This is a genomic window from Pseudomonas sp. D3-27 (genome assembly GCF_051132165.1).
Classification (GTDB): Bacteria; Pseudomonadota; Gammaproteobacteria; order Pseudomonadales; family Pseudomonadaceae; genus Aquipseudomonas.
In genome coordinates this window covers 997,502-1,018,152 of sequence record NZ_CP071667.1, presented here as the reverse complement: position 1 = coordinate 1,018,152, position 20,651 = coordinate 997,502, and the positions used below count along the sequence as shown (strand labels likewise).

Below are 20,651 nucleotides of genomic sequence, written 5' to 3'. Positions count from 1 at the left end.
TCACGTCGGCGATGCATTGGAATTCCTGGCCCCACAATCGGTCGACTCTTAGTAAGGCCCACAGTATGAGGAATTGCCATGAATGATTCACGACGTCCCTACGATGCGGTGCAACCGGAACCCATCGACGACAACGAAGACCGCATGGGCTCGATGCGTGAGCTGGAATTCGATGACGATGAATACGACGCCAGGATCGGCGATGAATTGCCGGAGGAAGAACGCGAGCAACTGATGCCGGATGAACGCGTGCGTGAAGCGGGCATGACAGGGGCCTCGATGGAAGACCGCCAGCCGACCGATGATGACATGAGCCCCGAAACCTTGATCCGCGAAGACGGTGCCCGGGATGCCCACGAGGCCGGCGAGGATGAACAGGCCGATTGGGACCTGAGCGTCGTTGGAGAAGACGATATAGGTGGAGGCGACGGGTTGGACGAAGCGGAAATGGCCGATATCGATCCGCTCGACGGCAAGCGCTGACCGGTAACGCCACCGCTCCCACAGTGGTTTTGTGCTCTCAGGTTCTGGGAACGCCCATTGTCCCTGTGGGAGCGGGCCTGCTCGCGATGACCGCAGACCAGTCGATTCAATCCACCAGCGTACACACCATGACCACCGCATCCTCGCGCCCACCCACGGCAGGGTAATAGTCGCGGCGCCGCCCAACCTCGTTGAAGCCATAGCGCTCATACAGTCGGAACGCCGTGCGATTGCTGTCGCGCACTTCCAGGAAGCACTCACGCGCCTCGGCCTTGTAGGCAATCGACATGAGGTGTTCCAACAGCCGCAGGCCCAAGCCCCGCCCTTGGTTTTCCGGTTTGACGGTGATGTTAAGCAGGTGCGCCTCATCCAGGATGATCTGCACCACCCCATGGCCGACTTGCTGCTGGCCTTCGAACATCAGCCAGATCTGGTATTTGCCCAGCCCATCAAGAAATATCCCGCGGGTCCACGGGTGGCTATAGGCCGCGTATTCAATCTTCAGCACAGCGTCGAGGTCCGCCTCGGTCATCGGGCGGAACGATACAGCGTCACTCATTCGATTCTTTCCAGCGCGCCATCAGCCGGCGCATGGCTTGCCAGACTTCAGCCTTGCGCTGTGGCGTTTCCATTAACGATTCAAGCCCCGGCAACGCCCAGGCAGAGCCCAGGCCTTCGACCTGCAATTCACGGTAGAACGCGTCGAAGTCCGCCTCGCCAGCGAATTTCACCGCGGGCAGGCCAACCAGCCACAAGCACACACACGGTTCGTCTTCGAGCCGCGCCGAGACGAATCCCTGGACGAAATCCCGAGCCGCCTCGGGCCCCTGATCCATCGTGCCCCGCGACAACAACGGCCAGCGCACCGGTTCGCCAATGATCTGTGGGCTGTCCGGCAGGCCAGCGGCGCGCAGCATGTCCTTGAGCAACAGGTAAGCGGGATCGCGGCTTTGAAACGGCTCGCCTGTGGGTAACTCCACCAGCAACAGGCAACGCCCGGCCCGCAGCAATTGCAGGGCGAAGCGCGGCGGCGGAACATGGGCGACCTTGATCGGGGCCGGCGCTACGTCGGCCTCTTCTACCGGTTTGGCATTCGTACGGGTCGAGGCCAGGCTCGGACGCGGGACTTCGATTTTCGGCCGTTCAGCGGCAGGCGCAACCGGTTCGGCGGCAGCCTTGGCTACGGGCGCTGCGTGAGGCGGCGCGATTTCCACCGGCTCCGGCGTTTCCAACAGCTCAGGCCGCGATGGCGCGGCAAAGGGCAATTCGGTACGCGGCAGCCAATTGACCACCTGCATGGCGGTCAGATAAGCGCGGCGACGGGACTCGATAAGCAAAGGTCGGCCACTTGGGGATAACTGAAAGTGGCAGCGATTCTACCGCCCTTCGGCGCGGACCGCTTCCCTGTCGGTGGATTAGTTGATCAATACGCGACGACAGTCCGTCTCGGGGGTGAATCGCAACCGGCCCGATGCAGTACAATCGCCGCTTTTAATTGCCAACCCGACGGCCATTGCGATGATCGAACCCAAGCGCGTCTTGCGCGCCCTCGCTGAACACTGGGCATTGCTGGAACCTTTGTGTGAGCATTTCGACCAGGGCACCCTGAGCCTCAACGAATTGCGTTCACAGCTGGCCGCCCAACAATTGGACAGCACGCCCCAGGACATCACCCATCTGCTGGACGTGTGGATCCGCCTGGACATCCTCGTACCGGTAGCGAAAAGCCCGAACCGCTTCGAGCTCAACGCCCAGATCCACGATTTCCTCGCCTACCTGCGCCGCGAACACCGCTTGGGCCTGTGCCTGGAAATCGAAGCCTACCTGCGCCACCTCGAGCGTCTGGCCGGCTATATCCAGGACGCCTTCGATGTGCGCGACGGCAACGACCTCGCCCGCCAGTTGCGCCTACTGGACATGCGCGTGCGCGACGTTCTCAAGAAGCTCGCCAACGACGAACAGGCGCTGGTCGCCGTCGCCGAACGGGCCAAGACCAGCGACCGGCAGATCCCGCTGCGCCAGCGCTACGCCGAAGTGCTGGCGACCTGGGACGAATACGTCGAGCCGATGATCCAGTTGGTGAACGCCGACGGCGCGTTCGAGCAAGGTGTGCGCAAGGTCGAGAATGTATTGCTGCGCATGCTCACCGAACAGCAGCGCCTCGGTCACCTGGTGGACGACGACATGCTGCTGCGCACTCACGCGCGAATCCTGGAGATGCAGACCAGCGCCCAGCTGACCCTGCGCCATGCGCGTGAGCTGCTGCTGCCGCTGCGCGAGGAGGCCCGCCGCCACAACGCCGTGACCCGTGGCGCAGCCCTGGCCCTGGCCGCCATTCGCCGTAAAGGTCTCGATGCCGTGCCGCAAGCGGCGATGCCGCTGTTCACCCGACCGCAAAGCACCTTCCTGGGCAGCGCCAGCCAGGTCGAAGCCTACGTGTATGCACTGGCCCGCTTCGAACCAAAACCGGCGCGGTTCCCCAAGTCTCACAAGACCCACAAGGGCGGCGATGCGCCGCGTGCGCCACGCACCGTGCGCGAGATGGTCGAGCGTTGCGAAGACGCCCTGCCGATGCCGGACCTGATGACGTGGCTGCTGGAGCAGGAACCGGACGGCGCCACCGACGAATTGCTGTACTGGTTCTCGCGTCTGTCGCGGGAAAAACGCTTCAAGCGCGAGCGTCTGGAACGCCGCGACTACCATACTCACGAGCATCAGGTCAGCCTGCGCTCCTTCGCCCTGCTCTCGGCCGGCGACACCGCCGCCGAGGATTCTGCGAGCATCCCCCATGCATCTTGATCTATCCGAACTGTCCCAGCTGGCGCCGATCTTCCGCGAGCTGTTCAAGGGTTATCACGTCAGCCGCCGCGACCCGGAGCTGTACGCCCAATTATCGAACTTCCAGGATCAATACCGCACGCTGTTCAAGGCCCTGGGCTTCGAGCTGGTGTGCGATACCCGCGGGTTCTATTACTTCGTGCCGGACCTGGCCGCCGCGGCAGTGAACAAGACCGCCCAGCGCCTGGCCCTGTTTACCTTCATCCTCGTCGAGCACCTGGCCGACCAGGGCCGCGACCCGATCGCCGTGCTCGACGGTGGCAGCCTGGGCCGTGATGAGCTGCCTTCGCTGCTGGAGAAATACCGCGACCTGTTCATCCAGGCCGAAGTGCAGACCCAGGAAGAGTTGGAAGAAAAAATCATGCGCCGCATGACCCAACTGGGTTTCGCCAGCGAAGAGAACGGCGTGTACCGCTTCCTGCCGCCAATGCATCGCTTCCTCGACGTCTGCCTGTCGGTCCAGCAGGACCGCGACCTGGCCGCCAGCCTGCACAGCGTGTTGCCGCTGCCAGCGCCGGTGCTGATCGACGAAGACAGCGACGAAAAACTGCTTCAGACCGATGACCCGCTGGACCTCAGTGAATTCGACGGTGAAGAAGAAAGCGAAGAAGACGCACTGGCCCGCGCCATTGCCGAAGAACAGGAGACCGACGCATGAGCAAGGAACGCTACGGCATCCGCCGCTTTGCCCTTTTGAACACCGCCGGCTACAGCCTCGGCCTGTTCCCCCTGGAGGAACCGCTGTCGGTGTACGGCGCGAACAACCTGGGTAAATCCGCCTCGATCAACGCCCTCCAGTTTCCGATCCTGGCGCGCATGTCGGACATGAGTTTCGGCAAGTACAGCCTGGAACAATCCCGGCGCTTCTACTTTGCCTCCGACACCAGCTACATTCTGGTGGAAGTCGCCCTGCCCCACGGCCCACACGTGATTGGCGTGGTAGGGCGCGGCCCTGGCGGCGGTTTCGGCCACCAGTTCTTTGCCTATGCCGGCAAACTGGACCTGGCTCATTACCAGAAAAACGACACCTGCCTGCGGCAGAAAGAACTGTTCACCAACCTGGAGCGCGAGGGCCTGAAAGCCTACGAACTCAAGCCGGATGAACTGCGTCGCCTGCTGGTGGGCGGCCACACTTCGATTCCGCTGGACCTGACGCTGATTCCGCTTCGCTCCACCAGCGAGCAAAGCCTCAAGACCTTCCGCGCGTTGTTCATCAACCTGCTGCACATGCGTGAAATCACCGCGGCCAAGCTCAAACAACTTTTCCTCGATGCGTTCGAGCACAGCCTGCGCTCCGGCAGCGTGGACTACATCGCGGCGTGCGAAGAAGCCTTCCGCGACGTACGACGCATGGAGCAGGACTACAACTCACTCGTGGCGGCCGGTCCGCTGGTGGAAGCCTTGGCCAATGGCGTGAAGCAGCGCGATGTCCTGCGGGGCAAACTGCATCGCCTCTCGCCGCTGCTCGACTCGCTTCTGGGCACCTGGTCGGATTACGCCAGTGCACGCAAGGAAGAGCTGACCATCCAAGCCGAGCATTACCGCAACGAGCAGGATTCGCTGCAGAACGACCAACGCGGCGGCACTCAGGAGCTGATGCGCCTGGAGCGGGAAATCAGCGGCATCCAGCGTTGGCTAGGCGAGCTGTCGGTGCTCAAGCATCGCTTTGCCCTGGTGGATGACGCCAAGGTCCTGGAGCAGCAACTGCTCGCCGCCAAGGACGCTCACGACGAACTGGCCGGCGCCCTGGCCCAGTCCCGTCAATTCAGCGCCGAAGACCTGGAAGAGCGCCTGCGGGACCTGGAAAAACGCCTCAAGTCGGTCAAGCAGCAACTCGACCACGCCGATAACAACAGCTACGCCCGCCTGCGCGAAGAGTTCTCCCAGCAGGACGTGGAACGCCTGATGCGCTTGTTCAACAGCGCCCTGTTCAGCCTGCCGTTGGGCGAACATGGCATCGCGCTGGATGAGAACGGCGAGTGGGTCAAGTCCATGGAGCTGATCCTCGACGGGTTCAAGGGCGAGCGGTTCGAAGTGCCGGGCCTGTCCATCGACCTGTCCCACATCGAGCCGCCGGCCCTGCAAGCCCTGGCCGACCGTGCCGCACTGCGGGATCAGAAAGAGCGTCTGGAAAAAGAACTCAAGCAGCTCAAGACCCAGCAAGCCGTGGCCGCCGACCGCGCCGCAAGCAAGACCCAGACCGAGGCGCTGTACCAACAAGTGCTGGATGCACAGAAAGCCCTGGAAGACTTCCGTCGCACCCAGACCTTGAGTGCCGAAGAGGGCGAGAAGCTCGAGCAACTGGCGCAGATGGAAGCCGCCCAGGATGAGCTCAAGCGCTCCAGCGATGCCTTCACCGAGCGCGTCCAGCAGTTGTCCGCCAAGTTGCAACTGGTGGGCCGGCAGATCGCCGACATGGAAGCCAAGCAGCGCACCCTCGACGACGCCCTGCGCCGTCGCCAGTTGCTGCCGGCGGACCTGCCGTTCGGTACGCCATTCATGGACCCGGTCGACGATTCCATGGACAACCTGCTGCCACTGCTCAACGACTACCAGGACAGCTGGCAAGGGCTGCTGCGGGTTGACGGTCAGATCGAGGCCTTGTATGCCCAGGTACGCCTCAAGGGCGTGGCCAAGTTCGACAGCGAAGACGACATGGAGCGGCGCCTGCAACTGCTGATCAACGCCTATGCCCACCGCACCGACGAGGCCCTGACCCTGGGCAAGGCGCGCCGTGCGGCCGTCACAGACATTGCCCGAACCCTGCGCAACATCCGCAGCGACTACGACAGCCTCGAGCACCAACTGGCGCTGTTCAACCGCGAGATCAACAAGCGTCAGGTGTCCAACCTGCAGAGCTTCCGTATCGTCCTGGCGCCGAACAAGGAAGCGCTCAAGCACATCGACCAGATCATCCACAGCGCCGGCCAGTACGAGGAAGGCGAGACGCTGTCGGTGTTCGACCTCAGCCAGAGCGCCGAGCAGGACAACAAGAACGAAGAAGCCAAGGAGTACCTGGCACGGCTGGTGGCGGCGAACCACAACCAGCTCGGCCTCAAGGACCTGTTCGAACTGGCATTCGAGATCACCAAGGTCAATGGCCAGCCGGTGATCCACACCGACATCGACGGCGCGGCGTCCAACGGCACTACCATGACCATCAAGGCGCTGACCAACATGTACTTGTTGCTGCACCTGATGGACCGTGAACAGGCCGGCCGCGTGCGCCTGCCGTACTACCTGGACGAAGCGGCGGACATCGACGAGAAGAACCAGGCCGCACTGCTGGAAACCAGTCTGCAATTGGGCTTCGTGCCGATCCTGGCGAGCGTGAAGCCACAGGTCTGCGCCAGTGTCGCCATCGACCTGGAGGGCGGCAGCGGCCCGAACGGCATCTACATCGATGAGGCGGACTGGAAATACATTCGTCGCCATGATGCCATGAAGGCCACGATGAACGTCCAAGCCGATGAACCGGAGCTGGATTCGGTTTGAGGTGATCATCTGGATGTGAAAAAGGCCGCGATCCAATGGATCGCGGCCTTTTTTGTTATCGCATACTCAGTGGCGAGGGAGTTTGCTCCCTCGCCACTGGTGTTGCATCCGATAAGCTTACTTGGCGAGACTGATCTTCGGCGCCCAGGTCAGCCATTCATCTTCAAACTTGTCGAACAGCGGGAAGGTTTGCTCCGGGCGTGCCGGGTTGCCCATCCGCTCGCCGTCTGGCGTTGCGAATGCGATACCGCCCTGGATCAAGGTTTCAAGCGACTCGGTTCGCACCGTCGCGCCCTTGAACAGGCCGAAGTCCAGGCCGAAGCCGCTGCTGTTCCAGAAACGTGTACCGCTGCGCACCAGTGGCGCGTATTTAGGCTCGATCAGGATGTGAATCAGCACCCGGTCCGCCGTCTGGCCCAACTCGTAGCCTGTGACTTTACCCACAGTCACTTCGCGGTAGGTCACCGGCACGCCAATCTTCAACGAACCACGTCGGGCGGCACTCAACACCAGGCTCAAGCCAGCTTCGGGAACAACACTTTCGGGTGGTTCGGCCAAGGCCACGAAGTTTTTCTGCGGCCCCAGGTTCTTCGTCGCGGGCTGCACTTCGATGTACTGGCCGGTCACCAGGGTTTCCAGATTCGATGTCTTCATCAGTCCCAATTCAGGCTTGACCACCCAGAACTGAGTCCCTGTGCGGGCGATACGCTCGGGCACTTCGGTGATACGTGCGGTGACCAGCACCGACTGCATATCGGCGCTCAGGTCGACGTCCTCGATCTTGCCCACATCCAACCCCTTGAACCGGATCGGCGTGCCGCTGCGCAAACCGTCGGCACGATCGACCTTGATCGTCACGACAGTGCCTCGTTGCTGCGCGGTTTCACGATCTTCGTGCAAACGGAACCGGGGGATGCGCCGTTTCAGCGGCACGTTCGGCTCAGGAGTTTCGAAAGCGATCCCCCCGGCCATCAAGCTTTGCAGGGACTCGCTCTTGACCTGTATCCCGCCGGTCAAGCCGCCCGTGAGGGTAACGCCGCTAGCGTTCCAGAACCGCGTGGAGCCGTTGACCAACCCTTCGTATTCCTTCTCGATATGCACTCCGATGATCAGTTGCTTCTTCTTGCGGGAAAACTGGTAGCTCTGCACCGATCCGACCTTGACCTGTTTGTAGAGGATCGGGCTACCGACCTCCAGCGACCCGAGATTTTCGGTCAGCAAGACCAGATGCAGCCCGGGTGAACGAAGGTCCAACGGCGGCGCCTTCGCCCTGGCCTCGAACTCGCGCTGCGGCGCTCCGCCTTTGTCGCCAGGGCGCACGGCGATGTAGTTACCCTTCACCAACGCCTCCAGGCCCGTGATGCCCGCCAGGGAAATCGATGGTTTGACGACCCAGAACTGAGCGCCGGCGACCAGGTAATCTTCCGCCAACGGATCGAGCGTCAACTCGGCGCTGGCGCTGGACAGGTCCGGATCGACTTTCAACGTCTTCAGGCTGCCGACCTGGATGCCCTTGTACATCACTGGCGTACGGCCAGCCTGCAATCCCTCGAAATCACTGAGCTTGACCTTGACGCGAATCCCGGCGGCGGCTGCCTCGAAATCTTCATACAGGCGAAATGGCAGGCTTGGATCCGTCGGAGGGCTGTCCTTGCGGTTTTCCGGAGTGGCAAACGCGATGCCGCCTGCCACGATACTGGCCAGCGACTCGCTGCGTACTTTGACGCCTGACAAATTGGCATCGATGCTGATGCCGCTGGCATTCCAGAAGCGCGTGTGCTTGCGGACCAGGCTGGCATAAGTCGGCTCGATAAAGACCTTGATCTCTACTGCGCGTTGATCTTCGGACAGTGAGTAACTTTTCACCTGGCCAACTTGGATCTGTTTGTAGAAAACCGGACTGCCACGGTCTAGCGACCCCAGTCGATCGGCCTTGATCGTCAAGTGCAGGCCAGGCTTGGCGTCAGACAGCGGGGGCTCTTCGGCCAAGGCCTTGAACTTGCGAGTCGACTCGCCTTCCCCCGGGCTGATGGCGACGTAATTACCGGAAACCAACGTCTCCAACCCGGTAATCCCTGCCAGGCTCACACTTGGTTTGACCAGCCAGAAACGTGTGCCGGTCTTGAGATATTGCTCGACTTCCTTGTTCATCTCGATGGTCGCAATGACCCCCTTCGAATTCCCTTCATCATCAAGCGTGAGGTCCTTCACCTTACCGACCGTCATGCCTTTGTAGACGACCTCTGTCTTGTTGACCTGGATGCCCTCACCGCTTTCAAAACGCACGTTGATCTCAATACCGGTCTCGTTATAAGCACGCCAGCCAAGCCAGCCGCCAATAATCAAGGCAATCAACGGCAGGACCCAGATGGCCGACCAATTTGAAGCCGGTCGGGTTTTAGCAGTAGGCAAATCAGTCATGGTCGTCATCCGACTCCGTGTTATCCCAAATCAGTCGGGGATCGAAGGTTACTGCGGCAATCATTGTCAGGATCACCACGCTGGCAAACGCGATGGCGCCAAGACCGGCTTCGACACTGGCAAGCCGGCCGAAATTCACCACCGCCACCAGAATGGCGATTACAAAAATATCCAGCATCGACCAGCGGCCGATAAACTCAATGAAGCGATACATCAGGATGCGCTGGCGCGCCGACATGGGTTGGTGACGTTGCACGGAAAACAGCAGCAATGCGATACCGACCAACTTGAAGGTGGGGACTACGATACTGGCAATGAATACCACCGCTGCAATGGGAATCATGCCGTGTTGAACCAGCTCGATAACACCCGCCATGATGGTGCTGGGCGCGCCCTGGCCGAGCGAGTTGATGGTCATGATTGGCAGTACGTTGGCAGGGATATAGATAATCGCTGCCGTGATCAGCAATGCCCAGGTCCGCATCAAGCTGTTGGGACGCCGAGGGTGAATACGAGCGCCACAACGAGTGCAGACTTGCTTCTGGGTGGCGTCGTCCTGCCGATTCAATTCATGACATTCAGTGCAAACCAAAATGCCCGCATCAATTGCTCGCATGGACGTCTTCCCCTGACAACGCGTGCCAGATCTGGTGCGGTGACATCACCACTTCCAGCCAGACCTGAACCAGTAACAAGCTGATAAAGCACACCAGGCCCAACCCCACGGTAATCGCCGCCATGTCCGCAAGTTTGACGATGGCAACCAGTACGCCCATGAGATAAACCTCGAGCATCCCCCAATCCCTTAGATGATGATAAATGCGATACCACAACAAGCCGTAACTTCTTCCAACGTTCCAGCGGATGGTCAGCAGTACAGCCAATTGGCAAAGCAACTTGAGCAACGGAATGCCCATGCTGCATAGAAATACCACCACCGATACACCTTGCATTCCGGTGCCGAACAGACCGACCACGCCACTCCAGACGGTGTCTTGGGCGGATTGTCCGAGCAGATTGAGCTGCATGATGGGTAAAAAGTTCGCGGGTACATACAACAGCAGAGCGGCGACAACCAGGGCAAGGCTGCGATCAATCACATTGTGCCGGTGGGCGTAGAGCTCGTATCCACAGCGCGGGCATTCGGCTTTCTCGCCATCGGCCAACTGAGGCTTGCGCATCAACAGGTCACACTCATGACACGCTACCAGATCGTCCAGGGGTAGATCTGACAACCTATCAATGTCTGACGGATCGGGCATAAACAGCTCTGGGCTCAACTAAGGTGCGGCTATTCTAGTGCTGCGGCTCAAAAATAACTGTGCAAATTTAACATGAGCCGTCGCGGATTTTTATGACGAGCAAAAACAAAACCCCTACCTGCGTCAGCAGGTAGGGGTTTCGGAATTTAATCTTGACGATGACCTACTCTCACATGGGGAAACCCCACACTACCATCGGCGATGCATCGTTTCACTTCTGAGTTCGGGATGGGATCAGGTGGTTCCAATGCTCTATGGTCGTCAAGAAATTCGGTAGCCAGCGCGTGCCTTACGGTCACGTTCCAGCAAATGGGTATGTGATAGCGTGTTGCTTGTGAGTATCTCGAACTTTCGGTTCGTTTCGTCTTCACAACACCGCAATCTGGCCTCTTTCGAGTCTACAAATTGCTTGGGTGTTATATGGTCAAGCCTCACGGGCAATTAGTACAGGTTAGCTCAACGCCTCACAGCGCTTACACACCCTGCCTATCAACGTCGTAGTCTTCGACGGCCCTTCAGGGAGCTCAAGGCTCCAGTGAGATCTCATCTTGAGGCAAGTTTCCCGCTTAGATGCTTTCAGCGGTTATCTTTTCCGAACATAGCTACCCGGCAATGCCACTGGCGTGACAACCGGAACACCAGAGGTTCGTCCACTCCGGTCCTCTCGTACTAGGAGCAGCCCCTCTCAAATCTCAAACGTCCACGGCAGATAGGGACCGAACTGTCTCACGACGTTCTAAACCCAGCTCGCGTACCACTTTAAATGGCGAACAGCCATACCCTTGGGACCGGCTTCAGCCCCAGGATGTGATGAGCCGACATCGAGGTGCCAAACACCGCCGTCGATATGAACTCTTGGGCGGTATCAGCCTGTTATCCCCGGAGTACCTTTTATCCGTTGAGCGATGGCCCTTCCATACAGAACCACCGGATCACTAAGACCTACTTTCGTACCTGCTCGACGTGTCTGTCTCGCAGTCAAGCGCGCTTTTGCCTTTATACTCTACGACCGATTTCCGACCGGTCTGAGCGCACCTTCGTACTCCTCCGTTACTCTTTAGGAGGAGACCGCCCCAGTCAAACTACCCACCATACACTGTCCTCGATCCGGATAACGGACCTGAGTTAGAACCTCAAAGTTGCCAGGGTGGTATTTCAAGGATGGCTCCACGCAGACTGGCGTCCACGCTTCAAAGCCTCCCACCTATCCTACACAAGCAAATTCAAAGTCCAGTGCAAAGCTATAGTAAAGGTTCACGGGGTCTTTCCGTCTAGCCGCGGATACACTGCATCTTCACAGCGATTTCAATTTCACTGAGTCTCGGGTGGAGACAGCGCCGCCATCGTTACGCCATTCGTGCAGGTCGGAACTTACCCGACAAGGAATTTCGCTACCTTAGGACCGTTATAGTTACGGCCGCCGTTTACCGGGGCTTCGATCAAGAGCTTCGCGTTAGCTAACCCCATCAATTAACCTTCCGGCACCGGGCAGGCGTCACACCCTATACGTCCACTTTCGTGTTTGCAGAGTGCTGTGTTTTTAATAAACAGTCGCAGCGGCCTGGTATCTTCGACCGGCGTGGGCTTACGCAGCAAGTGCTTCACCCTCACCGGCGCACCTTCTCCCGAAGTTACGGTGCCATTTTGCCTAGTTCCTTCACCCGAGTTCTCTCAAGCGCCTTGGTATTCTCTACCCAACCACCTGTGTCGGTTTGGGGTACGGTTCCTGGTTACCTGAAGCTTAGAAGCTTTTCTTGGAAGCATGGCATCAACCACTTCGTCACCCAAAGGGCAACTCGTCATCAGCTCTCGGCCTTAAGATCCCGGATTTACCTAAGATCTCAGCCTACCACCTTAAACTTGGACAACCAACGCCAAGCTGGCCTAGCCTTCTCCGTCCCTCCATCGCAATAACCAGAAGTACAGGAATATTAACCTGTTTTCCATCGACTACGCTTTTCAGCCTCGCCTTAGGGACCGACTAACCCTGCGTCGATTAACGTTGCGCAGGAAACCTTGGTCTTTCGGCGTGGGTGTTTTTCACACCCATTGTCGTTACTCATGTCAGCATTCGCACTTCTGATACCTCCAGCAAGCTTCTCAACTCACCTTCACAGGCTTACAGAACGCTCCTCTACCGCATCACTTACGTGATACCCGTAGCTTCGGTGTATGGTTTGAGCCCCGTTACATCTTCCGCGCAGGCCGACTCGACTAGTGAGCTATTACGCTTTCTTTAAAGGGTGGCTGCTTCTAAGCCAACCTCCTAGCTGTCTAAGCCTTCCCACATCGTTTCCCACTTAACCATAACTTTGGGACCTTAGCTGACGGTCTGGGTTGTTTCCCTTTTCACGACGGACGTTAGCACCCGCCGTGTGTCTCCCATGCTCGGCACTTGTAGGTATTCGGAGTTTGCATCGGTTTGGTAAGTCGGGATGACCCCCTAGCCGAAACAGTGCTCTACCCCCTACAGTGATACATGAGGCGCTACCTAAATAGCTTTCGAGGAGAACCAGCTATCTCCGAGCTTGATTAGCCTTTCACTCCGATCCACAGGTCATCCGCTAACTTTTCAACGGTAGTCGGTTCGGTCCTCCAGTCAGTGTTACCTAACCTTCAACCTGCCCATGGATAGATCGCCCGGTTTCGGGTCTATTCCCAGCGACTAGACGCCCTATTAAGACTCGCTTTCGCTACGCCTCCCCTATTCGGTTAAGCTCGCCACTGAAAATAAGTCGCTGACCCATTATACAAAAGGTACGCAGTCACCCAACAAAGTGGGCTCCCACTGCTTGTACGCATACGGTTTCAGGATCTATTTCACTCCCCTCTCCGGGGTTCTTTTCGCCTTTCCCTCACGGTACTAGTTCACTATCGGTCAGTCAGTAGTATTTAGCCTTGGAGGATGGTCCCCCCATATTCAGACAAAGTTTCTCGTGCTCCGTCCTACTCGATTTCACTTCTAAGATCCTTTCGCGTACAGGGCTATCACCCACTATGGCCGCACTTTCCAGAGCGTTCCGCTAAAATCAAAGAAGCTTAAGGGCTAGTCCCCGTTCGCTCGCCACTACTAAGGGAATCTCGGTTGATTTCTTTTCCTCAGGGTACTTAGATGTTTCAGTTCCCCTGGTTCGCTTCTTGCACCTATGTATTCAGTACAAGATAACCATCTTATGATGGCTGGGTTCCCCCATTCAGACATCTCCGGATCACAGTCTGTTTGCCGACTCCCCGAAGCTTTTCGCAGGCTACCACGTCTTTCATCGCCTCTGACTGCCAAGGCATCCACCGTATGCGCTTCTTCACTTGACCATATAACCCCAAGCAATCTGGTTATACTGTGAAGACGACATTCGCCGAAAATTCGATCTGGCTCTAAGAGCCACTCACAAATTTTACCTTAGCCTGATCCGTTACCAGTGAAAGTAACGTTCAGTCTATCTTTCTATCACATACCCAAATTTTTAAAGAACGATCTAATCAAAAGACTAGAAATCAACATTCATCATCCCGCGGATGGAATGCTCATTTCTAAGCTTTAAACGTTGGAACCAATCTGTAATGGTGGAGCCAAGCGGGATCGAACCGCTGACCTCCTGCGTGCAAGGCAGGCGCTCTCCCAGCTGAGCTATGGCCCCGTATCGCTACAGGGTACACCATGAAATTGGTGGGTCTGGGCAGATTCGAACTGCCGACCTCACCCTTATCAGGGGTGCGCTCTAACCAACTGAGCTACAGACCCAATCGTCTTCTTCAATGAATCAAGCAATTCGTGTGGGAGCTCATGGAGCCGCTGCTGTCGTCGATTAAGGAGGTGATCCAGCCGCAGGTTCCCCTACGGCTACCTTGTTACGACTTCACCCCAGTCATGAATCACACCGTGGTAACCGTCCTCCCGAAGGTTAGACTAGCTACTTCTGGTGCAACCCACTCCCATGGTGTGACGGGCGGTGTGTACAAGGCCCGGGAACGTATTCACCGCGACATTCTGATTCGCGATTACTAGCGATTCCGACTTCACGCAGTCGAGTTGCAGACTGCGATCCGGACTACGATCGGTTTTGTGGGATTAGCTCCACCTCGCGGCTTGGCAACCCTCTGTACCGACCATTGTAGCACGTGTGTAGCCCAGGCCGTAAGGGCCATGATGACTTGACGTCATCCCCACCTTCCTCCGGTTTGTCACCGGCAGTCTCCTTAGAGTGCCCACCATAACGTGCTGGTAACTAAGGACAAGGGTTGCGCTCGTTACGGGACTTAACCCAACATCTCACGACACGAGCTGACGACAGCCATGCAGCACCTGTCTCAATGTTCCCGAAGGCACCAATCCATCTCTGGAAAGTTCATTGGATGTCAAGGCCTGGTAAGGTTCTTCGCGTTGCTTCGAATTAAACCACATGCTCCACCGCTTGTGCGGGCCCCCGTCAATTCATTTGAGTTTTAACCTTGCGGCCGTACTCCCCAGGCGGTCAACTTAATGCGTTAGCTGCGCCACTAAGAGCTCAAGGCTCCCAACGGCTAGTTGACATCGTTTACGGCGTGGACTACCAGGGTATCTAATCCTGTTTGCTCCCCACGCTTTCGCACCTCAGTGTCAGTATCAGTCCAGGTGGTCGCCTTCGCCACTGGTGTTCCTTCCTATATCTACGCATTTCACCGCTACACAGGAAATTCCACCACCCTCTACCATACTCTAGCTCGACAGTTTTGAATGCAGTTCCCAGGTTGAGCCCGGGGATTTCACATCCAACTTAACGAACCACCTACGCGCGCTTTACGCCCAGTAATTCCGATTAACGCTTGCACCCTCTGTATTACCGCGGCTGCTGGCACAGAGTTAGCCGGTGCTTATTCTGTCGGTAACGTCAAAACACTAACGTATTAGGTTAATGCCCTTCCTCCCAACTTAAAGTGCTTTACAATCCGAAGACCTTCTTCACACACGCGGCATGGCTGGATCAGGCTTTCGCCCATTGTCCAATATTCCCCACTGCTGCCTCCCGTAGGAGTCTGGACCGTGTCTCAGTTCCAGTGTGACTGATCATCCTCTCAGACCAGTTACGGATCGTCGCCTTGGTGAGCCATTACCTCACCAACTAGCTAATCCGACCTAGGCTCATCTGATAGCGCAAGGCCCGAAGGTCCCCTGCTTTCTCCCGTAGGACGTATGCGGTATTAGCGTCCGTTTCCGAGCGTTATCCCCCACTACCAGGCAGATTCCTAGGTATTACTCACCCGTCCGCCGCTCGCCACCAGGTACAAGTACCCGTGCTGCCGCTCGACTTGCATGTGTTAGGCCTGCCGCCAGCGTTCAATCTGAGCCATGATCAAACTCTTCAGTTCAAACATCTTTGGGTTTTGAGAAAACCCTAAACTTGGCTCAGCAATCGTTGGTTACATCTTTGATTTCTCGCGGAGTAACTTGTGATGCTGATAATCTGTTGACTAGCAGTCTGACTCCACAAGCACCCACACGAATTGCTTGATTCAGTTGTTAAAGAGCGGCGGGTTGAGCCTTCCGTCTCAACCGAGGCGCGCATTCTACAGCGCCCCGTGTATCTGTCAAGCGGTTATTTTAAGAAGCTTTCAAAGTTTCGCTTGGAAATCCTTAACAACTTCAACCACTTGCGCTTTCGATCTCTCGTTAGCGGGAGGCGAATTCTACAGCGTTACTCGCTGCTGTCAACACCTCTTTTTTACCGCTTTCGACCGAGAAGATCGAACCGTCGATAGCGCCCAACAAACCGGCCTACCCACTCCTTCCGCGCCTCAATGAACTGAAGCGAAGCACTTACCGAAACTTGGTTAACTCATTGAAACTCAAGGAGTTTTCCGTTTCGACTGCGCCGGAAGTGGGGCGAATTATAGACATCCAGAATTTGCCGTCAACCCTTTATTTCGTTTTTATTACCGACGGGATCTTCTTGCCGATTAAACGAGGGATCCGCCGCGCAACCGGCCCGATCCTCAGCACCAACAATACGCCGCCTATAAAGGCATATATCGACCACTCCTTGAGATCCGCTCGCACGATCCACAACATATGCAGCAAACCAAGCCCGAGGATCAGGTAGGCCAGCCGATGCAGCTTTTTCCAGCGGGCTCCAAGTCGCCTTTGACTATAACGATTGGACGTAACTGCCAAGGCCAGCAGGCCAAGAAAGCCGAGCGCTCCAACGATGATGTAGGGCCGCTTGCTCAGCTCGACGCCTAATTGCGACCAATCGAACCCCAGGATGAACGCCGCATATCCCCCCAGATGCAACACGACGTAAGCAAAGCACCACAACCCCAACTGTCGTCTTACGGCAATCCACCCAGCCCAGCCGGTCAGCTTCTGCAGCGGCGTCATGCTCAATGTGATCAATAGCAGTACCAGGGTTCCCAACCCGAGTCGATCCACCAGCACCTTGCCTGGATCCGGTCCCAACGAATTCATCAACGCTTCGTAAAGCCAAAGCAATGGCCATATCGCCGCTGCGACGAAAACGCCTATCCGCCATGCCAGGAAACGCATCAGTAGTCTTTCCTCAGATCCATCCCTGCATATAAAGAAGCCACTTCCTCCTGGTATCCGTTGAACATCAAGGTATCGCGCACATTGGGGCTGAACAGACCGCTTGGCAAACGACGCTCTCGCGCCTGGGTCCAACGGGGATGATCGACGGTGGGATTCACGTTCGCATAAAAGCCGTACTCATCGGAGGCTATGCTTTGCCAAGTGGTCTTGGGCTGCTCACCCACCAGGCTGATGCGCACGATGGACTTGACGCTCTTGAAGCCATACTTCCACGGCACCACCAACCGTAAAGGAGCGCCATTCTGGTTAGGCAGCTCCCTTCCGTACATACCAACCGCCAGGATGGCCAGCGGGTTCATCGCTTCATCCAACCGCAAACCTTCCACGTAGGGCCAGTCGATCAATGCAAAACCTGAACGCTGGCCTGGCATGGTCTTGGGGTCCTGCAAGGTTTCAAAACGAATGTATTTGGCCTTGGACGTCGGCTCGACTTGCTTGAGTAACGCGGATATGGGGAAACCAATCCAAGGGATGACCATTGACCAAGCCTCGACGCAGCGCAAACGGTAGATACGCTCTTCGAGCTGATAAGGCTTCATGAAATCTTCCAGTCCATAGCGCCCCGGCTTGCCCACCTCGCCATCCACCACTACGGTCCAGGGCTCGGTTTTCAACGATCCCGCATTGGCTGCCGGATCGCCTTTGTCAGTGCCGAACTCATAAAAGTTGTTGTAGTGGGTGGCATCCTTGAAGGGTGTGATCGCCTCCCCCTTGGCGGTCACCGCATCCCATTGGGTAGCAGGCAGCTTATCGGCAAACCAGGACGGCGCGTTTCCAGGCTCCACATTGGGATAACGCGCCACATCAGCGGCGCCGGCCCAGCGCGGCAGACTGCTTATGGCGACGCCAGCCACGGCGGCCCCCAGCATCTGGCGACGGGATAGATAAAGGGATTCGGGCGTGACGTCCGACTCATGACAATCGGACGACTTGGGGATCTTGATCAGCATGACGACTCCGCAGCATTGGGGGGAGATGCACCAATAGACTGCGGAGTATGGGGGAAATTAGATTAAGGCAACATTTAGCGGCGGCGAAGACGCAACAAATATTGCACCGGACCGGAAGCGGCATAGGCGAGGAAGACCAGCAGCAGGATACGTGGCGGATCGCTGAACACCACCGCAAACACCAGTACTACGGCCAGGATGGCCACGAACGGCACACGGCCCTTCAGGTCCAGCTCCTTGAAGCTGTTGTACTTGATGTTGCTGACCATCAGCATTCCGGCCGCCGCGACCAACAATGCGACCAGGAACGACATCTTCGAGCCCTGGATCCCGTAGTCGCTGAACGCCCAGACCACCCCCGCCACGACCCCAGCAGCCGCAGGACTGGCGAGACCAATGAAGTAGCGCTTGTCCGCAGTGCCGACCTGGGTATTGAAACGCGCCAGACGTAACGCGGCACCGGCTACATAGATGAAGGCAACCATCCAGCCGACCTTGCCCATGTCACCCAGCGCCCAGCCGAATGCCAGCAACGCAGGGGCGACACCGAACGCAACCATGTCGGACAGAGAATCGTATTCGGCACCGAATGCACTCTGGGTGTTGGTCATGCGGGCCACGCGCCCATCCAGGCCATCGAGCACCATGGCGACGAAAATCGCAATCGCGGCAAAAGCGAAGTAGCGACTCGCCCCAGCGCTGTCACCCGCACTTAATGCCGCCTGGGCACTCATGGAGCTGATGATGGAATAGAAACCGGCGAACAGGTTCGCGGTGGTAAACAGGTTCGGCAGCAGATAGATGCCACGATGCCGGACCTTACGGCCTTCCGCGTCATGCCCCTCTTCGACATGCTCGTCGATAGGCAACAGGCTTTCGGCGTCAGGAGCCTGGTTCGGCTCGTCGGGACGTTCGCTCATGGACAGTACCTTGCAACGGTGTGAAAAATTCGACAGGTGCCCGGGGCGACGGTTCGACCCCAAACGATGCAGCTTTATACCAGAAGCCGACGCCCAAACGAAAAAACGCGGCCTGGGCCGCGTTTTTTTCGATCAAGCTCGCGACTCAGTTCTTGGCTTTGTCGACGATCTTGTTGGCACCGATCCACGGCATCATGGAGCGCAGTTGCTCGCCGATGATCTCGATACCATGAGCGGCGTTGTTACGACGCTTGGCGGTCATCGAAGGATAGCCAGTAGCACCTTCGCTGATGAACATCTTGGCGTATTCGCCGTCCTGAATACGTTTCAGGGCATTGCGCATGGCCTGACGGGACTCGGCGTTGATGACTTCCGGACCGGTCACGTACTCGCCGTACTCGGCGTTGTTGGAGATCGAGTAGTTCATGTTGGCAATACCGCCTTCGTACATGAGGTCAACGATCAGCTTCAGTTCGTGCAGGCATTCGAAGTAGGCCATTTCAGGCGCGTAGCCTGCTTCAACCAGGGTTTCGAAACCGGCTTTCACCAGCTCAACGGTACCACCGCACAGAACGGCTTGCTCGCCGAACAGGTCGGTTTCAGTCTCGTCCTTGAAGGTGGTTTCGATGATGCCGGTACGACCGCCACCAACACCGGCAGCGTAGGACAGGGCCACGTTCTTGGCGTTGCCGGACGCATCCTGGTAAATCGCGATCAGGTCAGGGATACCGCCGCCCTTGACGAACTCGGAGCGTACGGTGTGGCCCGGTGCCTTCGGCGCGATCATGATCACGTCGAGGTCGGCGCGTGGCACAACCTGGTTATAGTGGATCGCGAAGCCGTGGGAGAAGGCCAGGGTGGCGCCTTTCTTGATGTTCGGCTCGATTTCGTTCTTGTACAGCGACGATTGGAACTCGTCCGGGGTCAGGATCATGACCAGGTCGGCAGCGGCTACGGCGGAAGCCACGTCGGTGACTTTCAGGCCATGGGCCTCGGCCTTGGCAACAGTGGCCGAGCCTTTGCGCAGGCCCACGGTCACGTCAACGCCGGAGTCTTTCAGGTTGCACGCCTGGGCGTGACCTTGAGAACCGTAGCCGATGATTGCGACTTTCTTGCCCTGGATGATCGACAGGTCGCAATCTTTATCGTAGAAAACTTTCATGAATTTCCCCTATATCCGGCCGTTCCGGCCATTCGCTAATTTGGTTTAGATGCTCAGTACTTTGTCGCCACGGGCAATCCCGGTGACGCCACTGCGTACGGTTTCCAGAATCGAGGCAGTGCCGATCGATTGAATGAAGCTGTCGAGCTTGTCGCTGGTACCGGTCAACTGAACGGTATAGACGCTGGCGCTGACATCGACGATCTGCCCACGATAAATATCGGTAGTGCGTTTGATCTCGGCGCGCTGGGCACCGGTGGCCTTGACCTTGACCAACATCAGTTCGCGTTCGATGTGAGCGCTTTCCGACAGGTCCACCAGCTTGATCACCTCGATCAGCTTGTTCAGGTTCTTGGTGATCTGCTCGATGACTTCATCGTGGCCCACGGTGGTCAGCGTCAGACGCGACAAGGTCGGATCCTCCGTTGGTGCCACGGTCAGGCTTTCGATGTTGTAGTTGCGCTGTGAGAACAGGCCCACTACGCGAGACAGAGCACCCGGTTCGTTTTCCAGAAGCAAGGAAATAATGTGTCGCAT

The 20,651-nt window shown here is 57.5% G+C and carries 14 protein-coding genes, 2 tRNA genes and 3 rRNA genes; 4 read left to right on the top strand and 15 right to left on the bottom strand.

Annotated features, from left to right (window positions below; translation table 11 throughout):
- The first annotated feature begins 78 nt into the window (after window positions 1-78).
- Entirely contained in the window at window positions 79-483 is a 405-nt protein-coding gene (locus J3P92_RS04735; protein ID WP_434650010.1) for a serine kinase/phosphatase, read from the top strand.
- A gap of 106 nt (window positions 484-589) precedes the next feature.
- Here J3P92_RS04735 and rimI read toward each other — a convergent pair whose 3' ends face one another.
- Window positions 590-1,042 (bottom strand): ribosomal protein S18-alanine N-acetyltransferase, encoded by a 453-nt coding sequence (gene rimI / locus J3P92_RS04730; protein ID WP_420764047.1) that lies wholly within the window; start codon window positions 1,040-1,042, stop codon window positions 590-592.
- Window positions 1,035-1,820: an energy transducer TonB gene (locus J3P92_RS04725; RefSeq protein WP_434609561.1), complete on the bottom strand. Its 786-nt coding sequence runs from the start codon at window positions 1,818-1,820 to the stop codon at window positions 1,035-1,037. The genes rimI and J3P92_RS04725 overlap by 8 nt, the downstream gene beginning before the upstream one ends.
- A gap of 181 nt (window positions 1,821-2,001) precedes the next feature.
- On the opposite strand from J3P92_RS04725, the gene mksB reads away from it, so the two are divergent.
- The 3 genes from mksB to mksF are packed head-to-tail and all read left to right on the top strand — an operon-like array spanning window position 2,002 to window position 6,816.
- The gene (gene mksB, locus J3P92_RS04720) at window positions 2,002-3,282 is read left to right on the top strand and encodes an Mks condensin complex protein MksB (protein ID WP_434562302.1); all 1,281 of its coding nucleotides are present in this window, start codon (window positions 2,002-2,004) and stop codon (window positions 3,280-3,282) included.
- Window positions 3,272-3,979, top strand: a complete 708-nt coding sequence (mksE, locus tag J3P92_RS04715; protein ID WP_181289764.1) for an Mks condensin complex protein MksE — start codon at window positions 3,272-3,274, stop codon at window positions 3,977-3,979. The genes mksB and mksE overlap by 11 nt, the downstream gene beginning before the upstream one ends.
- Window positions 3,976-6,816: an Mks condensin complex protein MksF gene (mksF, locus tag J3P92_RS04710; RefSeq protein ID WP_434650009.1), complete on the top strand. Its 2,841-nt coding sequence runs from the start codon at window positions 3,976-3,978 to the stop codon at window positions 6,814-6,816. Before mksE ends, mksF begins: the two co-directional genes overlap by 4 nt.
- Window positions 6,817-6,933: 117 nt before the next feature.
- Here the strand turns inward: mksF and J3P92_RS04705 are convergent, their stop codons facing one another.
- From J3P92_RS04705 to ilvN, 13 genes are all read right to left on the bottom strand, one after another.
- A complete protein-coding gene (locus J3P92_RS04705) occupies window positions 6,934-9,237 on the bottom strand; it encodes an MlaD family protein (RefSeq protein WP_434562298.1) in 2,304 nt (767 codons plus the stop codon).
- A complete protein-coding gene (locus J3P92_RS04700; protein ID WP_434650008.1) occupies window positions 9,230-9,853 on the bottom strand; it encodes a paraquat-inducible protein A in 624 nt (207 codons plus the stop codon). The genes J3P92_RS04705 and J3P92_RS04700 overlap by 8 nt, the downstream gene beginning before the upstream one ends.
- Entirely contained in the window at window positions 9,840-10,499 is a 660-nt protein-coding gene (locus J3P92_RS04695; RefSeq protein WP_434609550.1) for a paraquat-inducible protein A, read from the bottom strand. The genes J3P92_RS04700 and J3P92_RS04695 overlap by 14 nt, the downstream gene beginning before the upstream one ends.
- 150 nt (window positions 10,500-10,649) lie before the next feature.
- Window positions 10,650-10,765: ribosomal RNA gene (rrf, locus tag J3P92_RS04690) — 5S ribosomal RNA — on the bottom strand.
- Between the two features lie 154 nt (window positions 10,766-10,919).
- Window positions 10,920-13,811 (bottom strand): 23S ribosomal RNA (locus J3P92_RS04685).
- 250 nt (window positions 13,812-14,061) lie between these two features.
- Window positions 14,062-14,137 (bottom strand) — tRNA-Ala (locus J3P92_RS04680).
- Window positions 14,138-14,164: 27 nt separating this feature from the next.
- Window positions 14,165-14,241 (bottom strand) — tRNA-Ile (locus J3P92_RS04675).
- A gap of 65 nt (window positions 14,242-14,306) precedes the next feature.
- Window positions 14,307-15,845: ribosomal RNA gene (locus J3P92_RS04670) — 16S ribosomal RNA — on the bottom strand.
- The 16S, 23S and 5S rRNA genes sit together here with 2 tRNA genes alongside, the layout of an rRNA operon.
- A 550-nt stretch (window positions 15,846-16,395) precedes the next feature.
- A complete protein-coding gene (gene msrQ, locus J3P92_RS04665; protein ID WP_434650007.1) occupies window positions 16,396-17,019 on the bottom strand; it encodes a protein-methionine-sulfoxide reductase heme-binding subunit MsrQ in 624 nt (207 codons plus the stop codon).
- Window positions 17,019-18,032 (bottom strand): protein-methionine-sulfoxide reductase catalytic subunit MsrP, encoded by a 1,014-nt coding sequence (msrP, locus tag J3P92_RS04660; protein ID WP_434650006.1) that lies wholly within the window; start codon window positions 18,030-18,032, stop codon window positions 17,019-17,021. The genes msrQ and msrP overlap by 1 nt, the downstream gene beginning before the upstream one ends.
- 74 nt (window positions 18,033-18,106) lie before the next feature.
- Entirely contained in the window at window positions 18,107-18,952 is an 846-nt protein-coding gene (pssA, locus tag J3P92_RS04655; protein WP_420767588.1) for a CDP-diacylglycerol--serine O-phosphatidyltransferase, read from the bottom strand.
- 145 nt (window positions 18,953-19,097) lie between these two features.
- Entirely contained in the window at window positions 19,098-20,114 is a 1,017-nt protein-coding gene (gene ilvC / locus J3P92_RS04650) for a ketol-acid reductoisomerase (RefSeq protein WP_003228216.1), read from the bottom strand.
- A gap of 45 nt (window positions 20,115-20,159) precedes the next feature.
- Window positions 20,160-20,651, bottom strand: a complete 492-nt coding sequence (ilvN, locus tag J3P92_RS04645; protein ID WP_434650005.1) for an acetolactate synthase small subunit — start codon at window positions 20,649-20,651, stop codon at window positions 20,160-20,162.

What these genes read in the sequence shown, in the direction of transcription:
- ilvN (WP_434650005.1), bottom strand. Translation starts at nt 20,651, where the DNA reads ATGCGACACATTATTTCCTTGCTTCTGGAAAACGAACCGGGTGCTCTG.
- ilvC (WP_003228216.1), bottom strand. Translation starts at nt 20,114, where the DNA reads ATGAAAGTTTTCTACGATAAAGATTGCGACCTGTCGATCATCCAGGGC.
- mksE (WP_181289764.1), top strand. Translation starts at nt 3,272, where the DNA reads ATGCATCTTGATCTATCCGAACTGTCCCAGCTGGCGCCGATCTTCCGC.
- J3P92_RS04700 (WP_434650008.1), bottom strand. Translation starts at nt 9,853, where the DNA reads ATGCGAGCAATTGATGCGGGCATTTTGGTTTGCACTGAATGTCATGAA.
- mksF (WP_434650009.1), top strand. Translation starts at nt 3,976, where the DNA reads ATGAGCAAGGAACGCTACGGCATCCGCCGCTTTGCCCTTTTGAACACC.
- J3P92_RS04695 (WP_434609550.1), bottom strand. Translation starts at nt 10,499, where the DNA reads ATGCCCGATCCGTCAGACATTGATAGGTTGTCAGATCTACCCCTGGAC.
- msrP (WP_434650006.1), bottom strand. Translation starts at nt 18,032, where the DNA reads ATGCTGATCAAGATCCCCAAGTCGTCCGATTGTCATGAGTCGGACGTC.
- mksB (WP_434562302.1), top strand. Translation starts at nt 2,002, where the DNA reads ATGATCGAACCCAAGCGCGTCTTGCGCGCCCTCGCTGAACACTGGGCA.
- J3P92_RS04735 (WP_434650010.1), top strand. Translation starts at nt 79, where the DNA reads ATGAATGATTCACGACGTCCCTACGATGCGGTGCAACCGGAACCCATC.
- pssA (WP_420767588.1), bottom strand. Translation starts at nt 18,952, where the DNA reads ATGAGCGAACGTCCCGACGAGCCGAACCAGGCTCCTGACGCCGAAAGC.
- rimI (WP_420764047.1), bottom strand. Translation starts at nt 1,042, where the DNA reads ATGAGTGACGCTGTATCGTTCCGCCCGATGACCGAGGCGGACCTCGAC.
- J3P92_RS04705 (WP_434562298.1), bottom strand. Translation starts at nt 9,237, where the DNA reads ATGACTGATTTGCCTACTGCTAAAACCCGACCGGCTTCAAATTGGTCG.
- msrQ (WP_434650007.1), bottom strand. Translation starts at nt 17,019, where the DNA reads ATGCGTTTCCTGGCATGGCGGATAGGCGTTTTCGTCGCAGCGGCGATA.